At 67.8% G+C, this 13,972-nt stretch carries 14 protein-coding genes; 6 read left to right on the forward strand and 8 right to left on the reverse strand.

Translation table 11 applies throughout. The annotated features are described in order from the left end of the window. Positions 1 to 25: 25 nt before the first annotated feature. The 3 genes from AC27VL_RS09995 (at position 26) to hglS (ending at position 2,822) form a co-directional block, all read left to right on the forward strand. Positions 26 to 778, forward strand: coding sequence for an HAD family hydrolase (locus tag AC27VL_RS09995; protein WP_488766208.1), 753 nt, complete (start codon positions 26 to 28; stop codon positions 776 to 778). A 31-nt stretch (positions 779 to 809) separates the two neighbouring features. Next, a complete protein-coding gene (locus AC27VL_RS10000; protein ID WP_367786104.1) occupies positions 810 to 1,298 on the forward strand; it encodes a hypothetical protein in 489 nt (162 codons plus the stop codon). Positions 1,299 to 1,460: 162 nt separating this feature from the next. Next, positions 1,461 to 2,822 (forward strand): 2-oxoadipate dioxygenase/decarboxylase HglS, encoded by a 1,362-nt coding sequence (gene hglS, locus AC27VL_RS10005; protein WP_488766210.1) that lies wholly within the window; start codon positions 1,461 to 1,463, stop codon positions 2,820 to 2,822. Positions 2,823 to 2,921: 99 nt separating this feature from the next. Here hglS and scpC read toward each other — a convergent pair whose 3' ends face one another. Then, the gene (gene scpC / locus AC27VL_RS10010; RefSeq protein ID WP_229980891.1) at positions 2,922 to 4,436 is read right to left on the reverse strand and encodes a succinyl-CoA:acetate CoA-transferase ScpC; all 1,515 of its coding nucleotides are present in this window, start codon (positions 4,434 to 4,436) and stop codon (positions 2,922 to 2,924) included. 368 nt (positions 4,437 to 4,804) lie between these two features. Here scpC and glnE point away from each other — a divergent pair, with 368 nt between their 5' ends. Beyond that, positions 4,805 to 7,600 carry a bifunctional [glutamate--ammonia ligase]-adenylyl-L-tyrosine phosphorylase/[glutamate--ammonia-ligase] adenylyltransferase gene (gene glnE / locus AC27VL_RS10015; protein ID WP_488766211.1) on the forward strand — a complete coding sequence of 932 codons (2,796 nt, stop codon included), beginning with the start codon at positions 4,805 to 4,807 and terminating at the stop codon, positions 7,598 to 7,600. A 352-nt stretch (positions 7,601 to 7,952) separates the two neighbouring features. On the opposite strand, the gene AC27VL_RS10020 is transcribed toward glnE, so the two are convergent. The 6 genes from AC27VL_RS10020 to AC27VL_RS10045 form a co-directional block, all read right to left on the reverse strand. Beyond that, entirely contained in the window at positions 7,953 to 8,513 is a 561-nt protein-coding gene (locus AC27VL_RS10020) for a queuosine precursor transporter (RefSeq protein WP_025878224.1), read from the reverse strand. Positions 8,514 to 8,587: 74 nt separating this feature from the next. Next, the gene (locus AC27VL_RS10025) at positions 8,588 to 9,103 is read right to left on the reverse strand and encodes a hypothetical protein (RefSeq protein ID WP_089238290.1); all 516 of its coding nucleotides are present in this window, start codon (positions 9,101 to 9,103) and stop codon (positions 8,588 to 8,590) included. 33 nt (positions 9,104 to 9,136) lie between these two features. Beyond that, complete coding sequence (locus AC27VL_RS10030; protein ID WP_100554566.1) at positions 9,137 to 9,628, reverse strand: hypothetical protein; 492 nt, start codon at positions 9,626 to 9,628, stop codon at positions 9,137 to 9,139. 18 nt (positions 9,629 to 9,646) lie between these two features. Then, positions 9,647 to 10,498, reverse strand: coding sequence for a DUF2145 domain-containing protein (locus AC27VL_RS10035; protein ID WP_100554567.1), 852 nt, complete (start codon positions 10,496 to 10,498; stop codon positions 9,647 to 9,649). A 57-nt stretch (positions 10,499 to 10,555) separates the two neighbouring features. Beyond that, positions 10,556 to 10,774, reverse strand: a complete 219-nt coding sequence (locus AC27VL_RS10040; protein ID WP_100460003.1) for a hypothetical protein — start codon at positions 10,772 to 10,774, stop codon at positions 10,556 to 10,558. A 78-nt stretch (positions 10,775 to 10,852) separates the two neighbouring features. Next, positions 10,853 to 11,812, reverse strand: a complete 960-nt coding sequence (locus AC27VL_RS10045; RefSeq protein WP_488766214.1) for a mitochondrial fission ELM1 family protein — start codon at positions 11,810 to 11,812, stop codon at positions 10,853 to 10,855. A gap of 122 nt (positions 11,813 to 11,934) precedes the next feature. On the opposite strand from AC27VL_RS10045, the gene AC27VL_RS10050 reads away from it, so the two are divergent. Further along, the gene (locus AC27VL_RS10050; protein ID WP_089238298.1) at positions 11,935 to 12,525 is read left to right on the forward strand and encodes a malonic semialdehyde reductase; all 591 of its coding nucleotides are present in this window, start codon (positions 11,935 to 11,937) and stop codon (positions 12,523 to 12,525) included. Positions 12,526 to 12,610: 85 nt separating this feature from the next. Continuing rightward, complete coding sequence (locus AC27VL_RS10055; protein ID WP_089238300.1) at positions 12,611 to 13,321, forward strand: YceI family protein; 711 nt, start codon at positions 12,611 to 12,613, stop codon at positions 13,319 to 13,321. A 158-nt stretch (positions 13,322 to 13,479) separates the two neighbouring features. On the opposite strand, the gene AC27VL_RS10060 is transcribed toward AC27VL_RS10055, so the two are convergent. Next, a complete protein-coding gene (locus AC27VL_RS10060; RefSeq protein WP_488766217.1) occupies positions 13,480 to 13,881 on the reverse strand; it encodes a hypothetical protein in 402 nt (133 codons plus the stop codon). Positions 13,882 to 13,972: the final 91 nt, after the last annotated feature.

Below are 13,972 nucleotides of genomic sequence, written 5' to 3' on the forward strand. Positions count from 1 at the left end.
ATCTCCGCGCCTGTATCCTAGGGCGATGAACACCTCCACGCCTGCGCCTTCGCGCGCCATCGGCCTGGTCGGTTTTGACGGTGACGACACGCTGTGGAAGAGCGAGGACTACTACCGCAAGGCCGAGCAGGATTACCTGGACCTGCTGTCGCGCTACATCGACGTCCATGACACCCAGACCGCCCGCCACCTGCTGGAAGTGCAGCAGCGCCACCTCGGCGTGTTCGGCTACGGGGTGAAGAGCATGACGCTGTCGATGATCGAAGCGGCCATCGAGATCACCTCGCAGCGCATCGAGGCCAAGGACATCCAGCGCATCCTCGACATTGGCCACGACACCCTGCGCCATCCGGTTGAACTGATCGACGGCGTACGCGAGTCGGTGGCGGCCATCGCCGCGCAGTACCCGGTGGTGCTGATCACCAAGGGCGACCTGTTCCACCAGGAAGCCAAGATCAAGGTGGCGGCGCTGTCCGACCTGTTCCCGCGCATCGAGATCGTGTCCGAGAAGGACCCGGAAACCTATGCACGCGTACTGGCCGAATTCGACCTGCCGATGCAGCAGTTCGTGATGGTCGGCAATTCGCTGCGCTCGGATATCGAACCGGTGATCACCCTCGGCGGCTGGGGCATCCATACCCCGTACGCGGTGACCTGGGCGCACGAGACCCAGCACGGCGTGGCCGACGACGAACCGCGCATGGTCAACGCCGATACCGCCTGGGACTGGCCGGCCGCGCTGGCGACGATCGAGGCCAAAGCAGCTGCCGTGGCCTGACACGGAGCGCCCGCTGCGGCAGAATCGGGTCATGAAACTGCCACTGCGCGCGCTGCTGCTGTCCCTGCTGCTGGCGCCGGCCATCGTGCTGGCCCAGCAGACCGCCGAACGTTCGGCGACCTACGAGGTGGATACCGGCGACGCCTGGGTCGACACCCAGCTGGCTGACATCAACCACTACGCCGAGCGCTACCCCGATGCCTTCCTTGACGAGGTATCGCGCTACGCCGGTGTGCCGCGTGGCTACATCGCCGCACTGGCCACCACCCACCAGTGGCAGGCCGGCGACATCTATTTCGCCTGCTTCTGGGCCAAGGCCAGTGGCCAGACCTGCCGCGACAGCGTGCGCGCCTTCAGCCAGGACCCTGAGGGCGGCTGGGCCGAGGTGGTGAAGCGGATGCCGGCCAAGCCGCAGAACCTGCACTACCGCGCCGTGCGCCACGCCATCGTGGCCAGCTACGAGCACTGGGACCGGCCGATCACCCTCGATGCCACGCTGAAGCGCCAGCTGGGCAGGTAGCGCCGGGCCGTGCCCGGCGAGCGCGCAGCGCGGCCCTGGGGTCCGCCGGGCATGGCCCGGCGCTACCGATGTTCTTCATGCTGCTCTGCGTATCGCCGCGGCCGCGCACTCCGGCGACAATACGGGTTCTCGCCGTTCCCCGTTCCCGTAATCGAGTGACTGATGAGCGCCTCTTTCGTTTCGCCTGATGTGATCCGCCGCCTGTTCGCCCAGGCCATGTCCCGCATGTACCGCACCGAAGTGCCGCTGTACGGCACGCTGGTGGAACTGGTGGAGCGGATCAACTCGCAGGTCCTGGCGCAGGACCCGGCGCTGGCCGCGCAGCTGCTGCGCAACGACGAGCGTGCCCGCCTGGATGAAGAACGCCATGGCGCGATCCGCGTCGGCACCCCGCAGGAACTGGCGACCCTGCGCCGGCTGTTCGCGGTGATGGGCATGTACCCGGTGGGCTACTACGATCTGTCGGTGGCCGGCGTGCCGGTCCATTCCACGGCCTTCCGCCCGCTGACCGCCGCTGCGCTGGCGTTGAACCCGTTCCGCGTGTTCACCTCGCTGCTGCGCCTCGAACTGATCGAAGACGAGGTGCTGCGTGCGCAGTCGGCCGAGATTCTCGCCCGCCGCCGCATCTTCACCGACGACGCGCTGGCACTGATCGAGCAGGCCGAGCGCGAGGGTGGCCTGACCCAGGCCGATGCCGAGCGCTTCGTCGAACAGTCACTGGAAACCTTCCGCTGGCATGGTGACGCCACCGTGGATCTTCCGACCTACCACGCCCTGCACAAGGCGCACCGGCTGGTGGCCGACGTGGTCAGCTTCCGTGGCCCGCACATCAATCACCTGACCCCGCGCACGCTGGACATCGACGCTGCACAGGCGGCAATGATCGAGCACGGCATGGCTGCCAAGGCGGTGATCGAGGGCCCGCCGCGTCGCGCCTGCCCGATCCTGCTGCGGCAGACCAGCTTCAAGGCCCTGGAAGAGGCCGTGCACTTCCCGGACAACGAGGGCGGCGACGCCGGCACCCATACCGCGCGCTTCGGCGAGATCGAGCAGCGCGGCCTGGCACTGACCGCGAAGGGCCGCGCGCTGTACGACCAGCTGCTGACGCAGGCGCGCGATGCCGGCGGCGCGGGCAGCACTGGTGGTGACTACGGCCAGCGCCTGCAGGCGGTGTTCGCCAGCTTCCCGGATGACCATGACACCCTGCGCCAGGAAGGCCTGGGCTACTACCGCTACCAGCTGACCGACGCGGGCCGCGCCGCACCGGAACGCGTGGCCGATCTGCCGGCCGAAGTGCTGGTTGCAGCGGGCCTGGCCACGGCCGATCCGATCGTCTACGAGGACTTCCTGCCGGTCAGCGCCGCAGGCATCTTCCAGTCGAACCTGGGCGGTGGCGAGCAGCGCGCCTACACCGCACATGCCAATCGCGAAGCCTTCGAACAGGCGCTGGGCGCGGCGGTGAACGCTGAGTTCGAGATCTACGAGCGCATCCAGGCCGAATCGCTGGCGGCGCTGCGCGGATAAGCCGCGTGCTGCGGAGCCGAGCATGGGCTCGGCTCCGCAGGATGTTGCGGTGCTGCCAGTTGTAGAGCCGAGCCATGCTCGGCTCCACAGAAGCGGGCGTCAGCCCTTCATCGTGCCCGTATCCAGCCAGCGCTGGTGCCACGACAGCGCTTCCGGCAGCAGGTGCGGGGTGTGCTTGCCGTAACTCTCGCGGCTGGCGCGGTCGAAGTAGTCCTGCAGCTGCGCGCGGAAATCCGGGTGCGCGCAGTTGTCGATCAGCACCTGCGCGCGCTTGCGCGGGGTCAGGCCACGCAGATCGGCCAGGCCCTGTTCGGTCACGATCACCGACACGTCGTGCTCGGTGTGGTCGACGTGGCTGGCCATCGGCACGATCGCCGAAATGGTGCCGTTCTTCGCCGTCGACGGGCTCAGGAACGCGGACAGGAAACCATTGCGCGCGAAGTCGCCCGAACCGCCGATGCCGTTCATGATCCGCGTGCCCATCACGTGCGTCGAATTGACGTTGCCGTAGAGGTCCACTTCGATCATGCCGTTCATGCCGATGCAGCCCAGGCGGCGCACCAGTTCCGGATGGTTGGAGATCTCCTGCGTGCGCATGATGATGCGCTCGCGGTAGAAATCGATGTTTTCCTTGAACGTCTCGTTGGCCTGCGGGCTCAGCGCGAAACCGGTGCATGAGGCATAGCTCAGCACGCCGTCGCGCAGCAGGTCGAGCATGCCGTCCTGGATCACTTCGGTGAACGCAGCCAGGTCGCGGAAACCGCTCTTGGCCAGGCCGGCCAGCACCGCGTTGGGGATGTTGCCCACGCCCGACTGCAGCGGCAGCAGGTTGGCCGGCAGGCGGCCGCGCTTCACTTCGTGCTGCAGGAACTCGATCAGGTGCGCGGCGATCTGCTCGCTGGTCGCATCGATCGGGCTGAACGGGCTGTTGCGGTCCGGGCCGTTGGTGCGCACCACTGCCACGATCTTGTCCGGGTCGCAGCGCAGCGCGGTCTCGCCGATGCGGTCGTTGGCATTGACCAGCGGAATCGGCTTGCGGTGCGGCGGCAGCGCGGTGCCGTAGTAGATGTCATGCATGCCATCGACGCCGGCCGGCTGCCACTCGTTGACCTCGATGATCACCTTCTTGGCCAGGTCCAGCCAGGTCTTGTTGTTGCCCAGCGAGGTGGACGGCACCAGCGAACCATCCTCGCGGATGGCCGAGACCTCGATCACGGCGGTATCGATCTCGCCGTAGAAGCCGAACCAGACGTGCTGGGCGACGTGGCTGAGGTGGATGTCGATGTAATCCAGCTTGCCCTCGTTGATGCGGTTGCGCGCATCCGGGTCGCTCTGGAACGGCATGCGCATGGCGATGCCATCGGCCTTGGCCAGCGCGCCATCGAGTTCCGGTGCAGTGGAAGCGCCGGTCATCAGGCTGATCTGGAAGGGCAGGCCCTGGGCATGCACCGATTCGATGCGGCGGGCCAGTTCAACGGGAACGGCCTTGGGGTAACCGGAGCCGGTAAAGCCGCTCATGGCCACGGTTTCACCGGGCTGGATCAGCGCGGCTGCGGCCTCGGCGGAGACCACGCGGTCACGAAGACGCGCGTTGGCGATGCGATCAACAGTCATGACGACAGCGTTTCTGGGGGGAATCCCGATTATCGGCCATCCCCTGCCGTACGGGGGGTTCTACCTTCGTGGAATGGTGTTTCCGGCAAGGCCTCTCCCATACCCGTCAGTTTTGTTTTGCAGTGCAGCGTGCAAAGTACTTTCGTACACCGCACGATGGCCCTGCATCCCGACGTGGGGGAGGGAGCAGAGCCCGCTGGCAGTTCGCTGCAAGCGGGCTTTTTTATTGCCTGCCGCTAAAGCTGAATGCGCGGTGCCGGGGTCGGATCCTTTTGCCAAGGGCAAAAGGCTCTGACCCCACAGGCCACGGCAACGGGTCACAGCCCTTCGCCGTTGGCAAAGGGATCCGACCCCGCGAGAATCACGGTATGACCCTCGCCCCCGCCGAATTGCCCGCCACCCTGCAGCCCCTCGTTGACCGCGCACTGGCGCGCCTGGCCCAGGCAGTGCCCGATCCCATCCCGGCCGAGCTGCAGCCGATGCTGGTGCAACTGGCGGTCAGCAGTGACTTCGCCATGGACACGCTGGTGCGCCAGCCCGGCCTGTTGGCGCAGCTGTCCGCGCCGGGCTGCCCGCCGCTGCCGGCGCCGGTGCTCGACCCACTGCAGCCCAGCGACTGGCCGGCACAACTGCGGCGCTGGCGCACGGCGATGTCGACCCGCTTGATCTGGCGCGACCTGGCCGGGCTGGATGACGTACCGCAGACCCTGGCGGGCGCCACCGCGTTGGCCGAGGACTGCCTGCGCTTGGCGCTGGACGCCCTGCAGCAGGAGTTCGCCCAGCGCCACGGGGTGATTGCCGATGACAACGGCCGACCGCAGCAGCTGGTGGTGTTCGGGCTGGGCAAGCTGGGCGGTGGCGAGCTCAACTTCAGTTCCGATGTCGATCTGGTCTACGCCTACGTGCAGGGCGGTGAATCCGACGGTCCGCGCGCGCTGGCGGCCGAAGAGTATTTCGCCCGGCTCGGCCAGCGCTTGGCCAAGCTGCTGGATGAAACCACCGTCGATGGCTTCAGCCATCGCGTCGACCTGCGCCTGCGCCCGTTCGGCAGCGCCGGCCGCGTGGCGCTGTCATTCGCGGCGATGGATCAGTACTTCCAGCGCGAAGGCCGCGACTGGGAGCGCTATGCCTGGTTGAAGGCGCGCGCGGTGGCCGGTGACATCGCGGCCGGCGAGGCGTGGCTGCAGACCCTGCGTCCGTTCGTGTACCGCCGCTACCTGGACTTCACCGCGCTTGATGGCCTGCGCGAGATGAAAGCGGCAATCACCGCCGAAGTCGCGCGCCGCGAGATGCACGACGACATCAAGCGCGGCGCCGGTGGCATCCGCGAAATCGAATTCCTGTGCCAGGCACTGCAGCTCATTCGCGGCGGCCGCGAGCCGGCGCTGCGCGAGCGGCGGCTGCTGGTCGCACTGGATGCGCTGGTCGCTGCCGGGCAGATCGCCAGCGAGGATGGCGCTGCGTTGCGCGAGGCCTACCTGTTCCTGCGCCGGCTGGAAAACCGCCTGCAGATGCTGCGCGATGCACAGACCCATGTGCTGCCGTCCGATGTGCTGGATCGCGAACGCATTGCCGTCGGCCTCGGCTATGCCGATTGGGATGCGCTGCGTGCTGCATTGAGCGTGCAGCAGCAGCGCGTCAGTACCGAGTTCGCTGCGCTGCTGGCACCACGCAAGGGCCAGGCCGCGCCGGATGCGCTGGCCAACTACTGGCGCAGCCTGCCCGAGGGCAGCAACGCGCCGCTGCTGGCCGAGGCGGGGTTCCTCGATGCCAATGGCGCCGACCAGTCACTGCGCGATTTCGCCCAGGGCACGGGCGTGAAGTCGCTGTCCGATGCGGCACGTGCGCGCCTGGATCGCGTATTGCCGGCCTTGCTGCACGCCGCCACCCGTTCGCCGCAGCCCGACGCTGCACTCAAGCGCGTGCTCGGCCTGCTGCAGGCAGTGCTGCGTCGTACCAGTTACCTGGCGCTGCTGGACGAACAACCCAGCGCGCTCGCGCGCCTGGTCGACGTGCTGGCACGCAGTGCATTGCTGGCCGAACGCCTGGCCGCGTATCCGCTGCTGCTGGACGAACTGCTGGATGTTCGCGTGTCCGGGCCGATGCCCGATGCAGCCGGCATGCTGGCCGAATGCCAGCAGGTGCTGACGGTTGAAGATCCCGAATCGGCGCTGCGCTGGCTCAATGAAACGCGGCTCGCCCTCAGTTTCCGCATGGCCATGGCCACGCTGGATGGACGCCAGGGCGCGGTCGACAGCACCCGGCAACTGGCCGAACTGGCGCAGGCGGTGGTCATCACCGTGCTGGCGATGGCCGAGGCGGATATGCACGCCGCGCACGGCGCTATCGCCGGCGGCCGCTTCGCGATCATCGGTTACGGCAGCCTGGGCGGCCTGGAGCTGGGTTTCGGCTCGGATCTGGACCTGGTGTTCCTGCACGATCACCCGGCGGGTGTGGAAGCGAGTGATGGCGCCCGCCCGCTGGAGCCGGGCCGCTGGTATGCGCGCCTGGCCCAGAAGGTGATGGCGCTGCTGGCTGCGGTCACCGCCGCCGGGCGGTTGTACGACATCGATGTGCGCCTGCGCCCGGACGGTGGCAAGGGCTCGTTGGTGTCTTCCCTGGCCAGCTACACCGAGTACCAGCGTGATCGCGCATGGACCTGGGAGCACCAGGCGCTGGTACGCGCACGCGGCGTGGCCGGCGATGCCAGCCTGCTGCAGGATTTCGAACAGGTACGTGCGCAGACGCTGGGCCGCGAACGTGATCGCGCGACGCTGTACGCCGATGTGCTGAAGATGCGCGGGCGCATGCGCACCGAACTGGACCGCAGCGATGCCGCACGGCTCGACCTGAAGCAGGGCGCAGGCGGCGTGGTCGATCTGGAATTCCTGCTGCAGACCGGCGTGCTGGCGTGCAGTGCGCAGATACCTGCGTTGCTGCAGCCACGTGCCACGCCGGCGTTGATCGACGCGTTGGCAGCGGCGGGATTCCTGCCCGACGCCACCGCGCAGGCGCTGCATGGCGCGCACGCCACGCTGCTGGAGGTAGGGCTGGCCTGCACGCTGGATCGCAGGCCGCGGTTGGCGCCGACGACGCCGGCCATCGAAGACGCGTGTGCGGCGATCAGCGCCGCGTGCATCGCCGCGGATCTGCCGTTCGCCTGACCACCTGCAACGGCTGTAGCGGCTTTGGGTAGGTGCCGACCGTTGGTCGGCACAATCTCTCAGCTGCGATGAACCCTGAAGAAGCGTGCCGACCAACGGTCGGCACCCACCGGGGTCTGGGAATGTGCCAAACAAGGATGGCAGCCACCGGGTTCAGGGAGTACGCCAGCCAAGGTTGGCAGCTACCGGTTCAATGGCCCGGCGATGGCCTTACATTGGTAGGTGCCGACCGTTGGTCGGCACAATTTCTCAGCTGCGATGAACCCTGAAGAAGCGTGCCGACCAACGGTCGGCACCCACCGGGGTCTGGGAGTGTGCCAACCAAGGTTGGCACCTACCCGTGCAACGGTGGTCAGCCGGCGGTCCGCAGCGGCGCCATCTTCCACAGCAGCGCGCGGAACGGGGCCAGCAGGCATACGCCGATCGCCAGCTTCACCGCCAGGTCGCCCGCGGCCCAGCTCACCCACGGCAGGGTGGAACCGGCGAAGGCGATCGACCAGAAGATAGTGGTATCCACCGTCGCGCTGCAGGTGGTGGCCACCATCGGCGCGCGCCACCAGCTGCCACGGCGCAGGCGGTCGAACACGGTGATGTCCAGCAGCTGGGCAACGATGAAGGCCGAGCACGAAGCGATCGCAATGCGCGGAGTCGCCACCCACACCGACAGCAGCACCGCCACCGCGAAACCAATCCACGCCACGCGGCGGGCCGGGCCCGGGCCGAAGCGGCGGTTGATCAGGTTGCTGACCAGGAAGGCCACCGGGTAGCTGAAAGCACCCCAGGTCAGCCAGTCATTGATGGGGTACTGCACCAGCACGTTGGACAGCAGCACTACCGCGCCCATGGCCAGCACCGCCAGCACCAGGGCGCGGGCGGTCAACGGGGCAAAAACAGGCGCAGGACGCACGGACATGGCGAGCCAGGGGAAAAAGGGGATCGCTCATTATCCGCCCGGCCCGCCGCAAAGCCAAAAACGGCCGTTCAGCTTTACAGCTGCTCGCTCAGCGCGTCGCCGGCGGCATAGGCCGTGGGCACATAGGCCAGGGCCTTGCCGTCGCTGTTCTTCACCGTCCAGCCGGCACCGGCATCGGTCGGGTCGAAGCGCACCTGCTGGCCGACCACGAAGCCGGCCACCGGGTCTTCGCCCTCAATCGCCGGCCACTGCAGGGTAGCGGTCTGGTCGGCCTTGTCCGGTACCTGCAGATGCACCTGGCGCTCGCCAGCGGCGGTGGTCGCCACCTGCTTCACTTCCATCGGCGGCAGCGGCACCGCCGGGGTGCGCTCGGCGACCTTGCCATTGCGCTCGCTGGCCTTGAACGGCGCCTTGGACAGCGCGGCCAGGCCCATCGAGGTGGCCAGCGGAACCGACACCACGATCAACGAAGTGACCAGCACGCTGGCCTGGCCACTGTTGAGGTGCGGGGCGGCACCGGCGTGCACGGTCGGCACCGTCAGGGCAGACAACAGCAGGGCGGCGGCGGGGGCGCGCAGGGAACGAAGCATGGTGACCTCCTGGTCGGGAAGAGAAGCAGCGGCTCAGCGCTGCGTATCGAAAAGATCGCGTGGGCCGGTGGCCTCGGGCAGGTATTCCAGCGGCCGGCCCTGGTTGTCTCGCACCTGCCAGCCGTCGCCCGATCCGGTGGGTTGGAAGTTCACCGTCTGCCCGACGTTGAACTGCACGGCCGGGTCGCCGGGGCGCTTGGGCCACTGCATCGAAGCAGTGTTCTGTGGATTGTTGGCATCGCGCAGCAGTACTTCGCGGCGACCATCGACGGTGGTGGAAATGGCGCTGACCTGCATCTGCGGCAGCTTCACCGCGCCCTGGCCCGCAGGCACGCCGGTATCTTCGGCTTCTTTGGCCGCCGCCGCTTGCGCAGCTGCCACCATCGGTGCGGACATCTCCAGGCTCGGCCCTTCGGGCACGCTGTTCTGGATGATCACGATGCGGCGCTCGGCGTGTGCCGGCGCTGCGGACAACAGGCTGCCGCACAGAAGCACGGCCAACGCGGAAAACTGCAGGTTGCGCATCATCTTCTCCTTGCCAGGTCAGGGCGCAGCGGCGGCGGTGCCGTCGACCGTCGCATGCGCAATGGTCAGTTCCTGCTGCAGCTGGCTGCGCTGGTGCAGGAAGTCGAATACCGATTCCACCGTCACCACCGAGTAGTTGCCGGAAATGCGTTCGCTGGCCGGATGGTCGGTGGTGGTGGCGTTGGCCACGAACAAGCGCGCACCCACGCGCTTGCCCAGGCCGATATGCAACACGCTGGGCTGGAACTTCTGCGCGCGCAGCCATTGCTGCGCCTGTTCGCGCTTGACGATGACCGGGCCACCTTCAGCCTGCGCCATTGCCGCGGCCAGCACTTCCAGGATCCACTGGTTGGAATTCTGGAAGTCGGTGGCGAACGGATAGGCCACGACGTTGTACTTCGATTCGTGCAGCGCCTTGGGCTGGATCGCCGGTGCTGCCAGCATCCGCTTCAGTGCCAGCTGCAACGCCGGCGGCGGCACGCCGATGCGCAGATCGGTATGGGTGCCGCTCTCGCCGACGAAATTGCCCAGGCCCTCGCGGTACAGCTGCGAGCTGTCGGTCTTGCAGCGGTTGAGCAGGTGCATCGCACGCCAGCGGCCGTCGTCTTCGCGCAGCAGGAAGGCCAGGTGGCTGTGGCGCAGGCCGTAGCGGCTCAGGTCCTGGCCACCACGCGCGGCGATCACCACGTCAACGTCGGGCAGCGCATCCAGGCGCTCGGCCGTGGTCCACGCCACATCGAACATCGCCGCCTGTGCGGCCACGCTGGGGTAGCGCTCCAAGCAGGTGCCGCTGTCGGCCCATGCCGGCGCGGTGGCCAGCAGGCCCATCAACAGCAGCAGGCCGCAGCGCAGGCGATGCAGACGTTCCATGTATACCGCTCCAGACGCGGGCAGGCCCGCGCGCCGATCATACCCGCATCGCTGGAATCAGCGCTCCACGCCCTTGCGCCGCAATTCCTTGTCGCAGGTATCGCTGATCGGCGCGATCGGCAACGGCGGGCGCTCGTTGCGCGGATTACGCAGCGCCGGCTGCTCGCGGTAGGCATCCAGCTGCTGCTGGCAGGCGTGCGACAGCGGATCAAGTTCGGTGGGGGTGGTAGAGCAGGCCGCCAGCAGGGCCAACGGCAGCAGAAGCAGGGTACGCATGGGGACGTCCAGTCCGAGGGGGAGGCTGGACTCTAACCGCGCAGCCGGATCGAAATGTTCAGAAAACGCTGGCCGGCGTCATCCCAACGCCAGGCGCGCTTTGACCTCGGCGGCAATCCGCGCGGTCTCGCGCAGCGGCTCGATGCGGTCGTACTGCCAGTCCAGCCAGCGCGCCTGCAAGCGCCCGCGCTCGCGCAACTGCTGCTGGAAGCGCGCCAGCCGTCCCTGCGCGGTATCGGCCAAGGCCACCATCACCGGCATGCGCGTGGCGCTGGCCTCGGACAGCAGGTTCACCGAATCGGGCGACACCACCACCCGGTTGGCCCAGCCGAGCAGGCCGGCATACGGGTTCACGCCATCGCCGCCATCACCCCAGATCACATGCGGCAGGTCGGCGAACTTCGCCCGCAGGATCTCGGCCAGCGCCGGCGGCGTGCGCCGCGAAGTGGTTGCCAGCAGACTGCCGCCCTCGCTGCGGATCTGTTCGGCCAGCGCCTGGAACACGTGCACCATCGCGGTCTCATCCCACGGTGCCAGCGGCGTCGGGCCGCCCACCAGCAGTGCCGTGCGCGGGCCGGGCAGGGTGCTGAAGCTGGCGAACGCGGCGCGGCCCCAGGACAGCCAGTCATCGTCCACCGGGTTCAGGCTGCCGATCAGGGTCAGCACGTTGCTGCCGCGCAGGGCGTCATGCTCGGGTACCACCACCACGTCCCAGTGGCGGGAACCGATGCGCGGGTCGAGGATCTGCACCACCTGGCTGCCGCGCGCGCGCAGCACGCGCAGCGCACTGGCGGCCTGGCGGCCACAGCCGATCGCCAGCGTGGGCGCATCGGCAGCGAGGGACGCGAACGCCTCGCCGTAGCCGTTCATATCACCGGGCAAGCGCCGCGGTGACAGCCAGCGCCACGGGGCGCGGGGTTGCAGAACCAGGGGGCGGTGGCTGCCCAGGCGCAGCGCCGTCGCCAGCGCGACCGCCTGGCGGACATTACCGGCACGGCCATCGGTGACCGTCCATGGCGTGCTCGATCGTTTCACCATTGGCATTAATTCGTTTCAATCCTGCTGGGTGTTGCAACAGTCGCGACACTCTACACTGCGGATCGACGTTTCGCCCCGCGCCGCCCGCGGGCACTGACCTTAGCCGCCCTGGAGATCCACCGATGTCCCACGCGCTCGACGCTGCTGCACTGGACCAGTTGTTCCGCACCGCCCGTACCCAGAACGCGTTCCTCGACAAGCCTGTCGAAGACGCGCAGCTGCACGCCCTGTACGACCTGCTGAAGTGGGCGCCCACCGCCGCCAACGGCAGCCCGGCCCGCTTCGTGTTCGTGAAGTCGGCCGAAGCCAAGGCCAAGCTCGCACCGGCGCTGTCCGAAGGCAACCACAACAAGACCCTGGCCGCCCCGGTCACCGTCATCGTCGCCTTCGACCAGGACTTCCACGAGAAGCTGCCGTACCTGTTCCCGCACACCGATGCCAAGGCCTGGTTCGACGGCCCGCGCGAAGGCCGCCATGAAGGCGCGTTCCGCAACGGCAGCCTGCAGGGCGGTTACCTGATCCTGGCCGCGCGCGCGCTGGGCCTGGATGCCGGCCCGATGTCCGGCTTCGACAACGCCAAGGTCGACGAAGCCTTCTTCGCCGGCACCAGCATCAAGTCGAATTTCCTGGTCAACCTGGGGTACGGTGACGATTCGGGCCTGTTCCCCCGTCTGCCGCGTCTGTCGTTCGACGAAGCGGCGCGCATCGCGTAAGTCGCTGTATCGGTTTCGGGCCCGCCCGCCGTGGCGGGCCATTGCTGCACTGTGTTCCCACCCTACGATCCGGAGAGTTCCTGAGATGAGCGCCACCCGTAAACTGCTGCTGCCGCTGGCCCTGACCCTGGCCATCGCCGCCTGCTCCAAGCCGGCCGACACCGCCGCCCCGGCCGCCGATGCTGCTGCCCCGGCCACCACCGAGCAGGCTGCCACCACCCCGGCCGCCGATGCCGCTGCTGCTGCCCCGGCGGCCGCCGCCATCACCATCGCCTCGGGCACCTACAAGCTCGACCCGACCCACACCGACGTGCTGGCGCAGTGGAGCCACTTCGGTTTCTCCAACCCGAGCGCGCACTTCGGCAACGCCGAAGGCACCCTGGTGTACGACGCCACCGACGTCACCAAGTCCACCGTGGAAGTGAAGCTGCCGCTGAGCGGCCTGAACAGCTTCACCGCCAAGTTCGACGAGCACCTGAAGAGCGCCGACTTCTTCGACGCTGCCAAGTTCCCGGCCGCCAGCTTCAAGAGCACCAAGGTCGAATCGGCCGGCACCAACAAGCTGACCGTCACCGGCGACCTGACCATCAAGGACATCACCAAGCCGGTGACCCTGGATGTGACCGTCAACGGCGGCGGCGAGCACCCGATGGCCAAGGTTCCGGCCGCCGGCTTCGATGCCACCACCACGATCAAGCGCAGCGATTTCGGCGTCGGCGCCTACGCCCCGAACGTCAGCGATGAAGTGAAGATCCGCATCACCACCGAAGCCACCGGCGAGAAGCCGGCTGCTTGATGCAACATCCCGCTCACTCGTCGTGAGAAGGCAGAAGGCCCGCTGAAAAGCGGGCCTTCTTTTTTGGGTTCTGGTAGAGCCGGCCGCTGGCCAGCTGCGGACCTGGATTCGGTGGGTGCGGACCGTTGGTCCGCACAATCTCTCCGAAGCAGGATTTCTCAGCGCAGCGTACCCAGCCACGCGGTCGACGCTTCGCTCGGGCTCTGCTTGGCCTTCACCACCAACCCGCTCGCGCGCACGAACGTCTGCGCGGCCTGTGCCACCACCTGGCGGGCGATCAGCGCGGCCTGCCTGGTAGACGCCTGCTGCTTGCGTAGCTGCACGATATGCACCGACGGGCGACCCACCGGCGCGTACTTCTGGTCGCGGCGCAGGATGTCGGCCACCTGTGCCACTTCATGTTCGGCCTGCAGGTAGCGGTGCTGTGCTTCGACCAGCTCACGCAGCGGTACGCGCGCCGCAGCCGGGTCGGCGAAGGCGGACAGCGCTGCGTCGCAGGCGCTGTCATCGGCCAGGCGGGTACGCAGCGTGTCCACGCCGCTCAGGGTCAGTTTGCCCACGTGGGGCCTCGTTGGTGCAGGAAAGGAGCGCGATTGTCGCATGGGGTCGCGGTTACCATGGCGGCCGCACTGAACCACGGAAGACAACACC

The sequence above is a fragment of the Stenotrophomonas sp. 14P6.2.3 genome, assembly GCF_057799055.1.